Annotated in this window: 2 protein-coding genes; one reads left to right on the forward strand and one right to left on the reverse strand. The window is 76.7% G+C overall.

The window, feature by feature from the left end; translation table 11 throughout:
* Positions 1–157 precede the first annotated feature (157 nt).
* Entirely contained in the window at positions 158–1,354 is a 1,197-nt protein-coding gene (locus ACFWZ5_RS45925) for a sigma factor-like helix-turn-helix DNA-binding protein (RefSeq protein ID WP_384795942.1), read from the reverse strand.
* Positions 1,355–1,461: 107 nt separating this feature from the next.
* On the opposite strand from ACFWZ5_RS45925, the gene ACFWZ5_RS45930 reads away from it, so the two are divergent.
* On the forward strand, positions 1,462–3,015 hold a 1,554-nt coding region (locus ACFWZ5_RS45930), incomplete at its 3' end, for a DUF6350 family protein (protein ID WP_384893200.1).

The following is a 3,015-nucleotide window of genomic DNA, read 5'->3' on the forward strand; positions in this document are numbered from 1 at the left end:
CCGCGGCCGCCCCCACTACTTGAGGTGCGGCCCATCTGCGTTGCCGGAGCAGGGTTGGCTCGGTTGGCGGCTGCTTTGTGTTGCCCGGCGGCGGGGTGCTTTCTTTGGGTCGGGAGCCGCCCTGCGGCACGATTGCCCGCAGCCGGGTGGCAGGTATCTACTCGGCCCTCGGCGTCAGGCGTTCCGGGCCCGGCTCCGGGTGGGTTTTCAGCTTCTTTTTCAGGGACTCGTCCTCGTACGTCAATGGGCCCGGGCCCATTCTTGGGGGGACTCCTGAGATGGCTTTGCCGGGGGACTGTGGGGGTTCGTAGTGGGTGGGGGCGGTGCGGGCCGTGAGGGCTGTGGTGCCGATGATCAGGGCGGTGAAGGCGATGGCCGCGCGGGTCCACAGGCGGGCCCGGCGTTCGCTGCGCGTGCGGACGGTGGCGGGCGGCGGGGGCGGCAGTTCCTCCGCGCGGCCGAGTGAGTCCAGGCGCTGGTGCAGGGCCGCGGGGCCGTCGGCGAGTTCGGGGAGGAGCGCGGTGAGCGTCTCGCGGGCGTGGGTCAGGCGGGCGGCCGCGGCGGGGGTGCTGGCCTCCGTCTCGGCGGCGGTCTCGGGCAGGTCGAGCCCGACGCCGTCGTAGAGCAGCAGGGTGCGGCGCTGCGCGGGCGGCAGGCTGAGCAGCGCGTCGAGGAAGGCGTGGTCGGACGCGTCCGCGGGCGGTGCGTCGGGGCGCCGCAGGCGCGGGCGGAACCGGTGCCAGGGCGACATCGCGTACTCGTACGCGGCCGCGCGGACCCAGCTCGCCGGGTCGCGGTCGCGCGCGACTTCGGGCCAGCGCTGCCAGGCCAGTTGGAAGGCGCGTTCCACGGACTCGGTGGCGAGGGCGCGGTGGCCGGTGAGGGCGTAGGCCTGCCGCACCAGGACCGGGGCGGTGCGGGTGCAGAGGGCGTCGAAGGCCTCTTCGGGGGTGGTCGGGGGTGCGGGGGCCGATGGGCGGGGCGCCTGCGGACCGGACATCTGCGGCTCCGGGGAAGGGGCGGGGGCGACGCGTCCCGGCTGCGGCTCGGCCGACGCGGCCGACGCGGCCGACGCGGTCGGCTCGGTCGACGTGACCGACGTGATCGGTGTGACCGAAGTGATGGACGTGACCGGCGCGGTCGGTGTCCGCTCCGCGGCGATCGTCGTGAGCAGCCGCGCGTACGCCTCGCGGCGGCGGCCCCGCGGGTCCGTGCGGCCGGACTCCCAGGAGCGGACGGTCTCGCGGGTGACGCCCACCAGCGCGGCGAGTTCGGCCTGGCTCAGCGACCTCGCCTCGCGCAGCCTGCGGCGTTCCTTGGGGGACGGCAGGGAGAGGGCAGGGCTCTGCGTCATGACCAGCCGTTCCGCCGTACGAAAAAGAACATAAACGTATCTTGAGCGACACATCCGGCAATAGCCCGTTACGCGGAGAAAGCGCGTGTCGTTGGGAGCATGGCCGGGTGACCCACCTCACCGAATCCGGCTCCTCGTGGCCGTCCCGCGAGCCTTCGTCCGGCGCCCACGACCCCCAGGAAGCACGGGAGCGCGCGCCCGGGTTCGCCACCTGCGTCCTCGGCGGGGCGATCGCCGCGGGGCTCGGGCTCGGCGCGCTCGCGGTCCTGGTGATGGTGCTCTGGATCAGCTCCCCCTACCCGGACAGCGGCCTCGACGGGGCGCTGCACGTGGCGGCCGCGCTGTGGCTGCTCGCGCACGGCACGGAACTCATCCGTACGGAGACGCTGTCCGGCGTGCCCGCGCCGGTCGGCGTCACACCGCTGCTCCTGGTCGCGCTGCCGTGCTGGCTGCTGCACCGGGCGGCGCGGGACGCGGCGGACCCGGAGGGCCGGGCCGGGGAGCCGCGGGCGGCGTGGTGGGGGGTGGTCACGGGCTATGTCGCGGTGGGGACGGCCGCGACGCTGTACGCGGAGGGCGGCGCGCTGCGGCCCTCGTGGCCGAGCGCGGCGGCGCACGTGCCGCTGCTCGCGGTGGTGGCGGCCGGGTTCGGCGTGTGGACGGCGCACGGGCGGCCCCGCGGGCCCCTGCCGGAGGCGGTGCGGCGCGGCGTCGACGCGCTGCCGGACGCGGTGCGCCGCTGCTTCGTGCACGAGGGCGCGCCCGGCTTCGTACGGGTACGGGAACGGGCGCTCGCCGTCGGCCGGGCGGGGCTTGCCGGGACGGTGGTGCTGGTGGGCGGGGGCGCGCTGCTCGTCGCCGTGTCGCTGGTGCTGCACGGCGGCCTTGTGCGGGAGTCGTTCCTGGACATCACCGGGGTGTGGTCGGGCCGGTTCGCGGTGCTGCTGCTCGCGCTCGCGCTGGTGCCGAACGCGGCGGTGTGGGGTGCGGCGTACGGGCTCGGGCCGGGGTTCGTGCTCGGCACCGGTGCAGTCGTGGGGCCGCTCGGGGCGGCGTCGGCGCCGATGCTGCCGGTGTTTCCGCTGCTGGCCGCCGTGCCGCAGGCGGGGCCCGGGTCGCCGTACACGTGGGCGGCGGGGGCCGTGCCGGTGGCGGCGGGGTGTGCGGTGGCGTGGTTCACGGTGCGGGTGGCCGCGCCGGCCTTCGGGGAGCGGGACGCGGCGTGGTCGGCGGGGCGGACGGCGCTTGCGGCCGGGGGCGCGGCCCTGCTCTGCGGGGGTGTGTACGGCGGGCTCGCCGGGGCCGCGGGTGGGGCCATGGGGGTGGGGGTGCTGGTCGACTTCGGGCCGGTGTGGTGGCTGGCCGGGGGTGCGGCTGTGGGGTGGACGGGGGTGGTGGGGGTGCCGGTGGCGTTGGGGGTGCGGGCCTGGCGGTTGCGGGAGCGGCGGGTGGCGTGGGGGTTTCGGGGGTGGTGGCGTCGTGGGCGGGGGGTGGCTGCGGCCGAGGTGGTGCCGGAGGTTGCGGCGCCGCCGTTGCCGGCGGCCCCTCCGCCTCCGGTTCCGCCCTCGCCGCTGACCCCGCCTCCGGTGCCGCCTGCCGCCCCGCTCTTCGAGCCGTATGACTTCTCGCCGGGGGTGGGGGGGCCTCGCGGGGGCGCCCCA

Origin of the sequence: Streptomyces sp. NPDC059003 (assembly GCF_042740445.1) — a bacterium.
Taxonomy (GTDB): Bacteria; Actinomycetota; Actinomycetes; order Streptomycetales; family Streptomycetaceae; genus Streptomyces.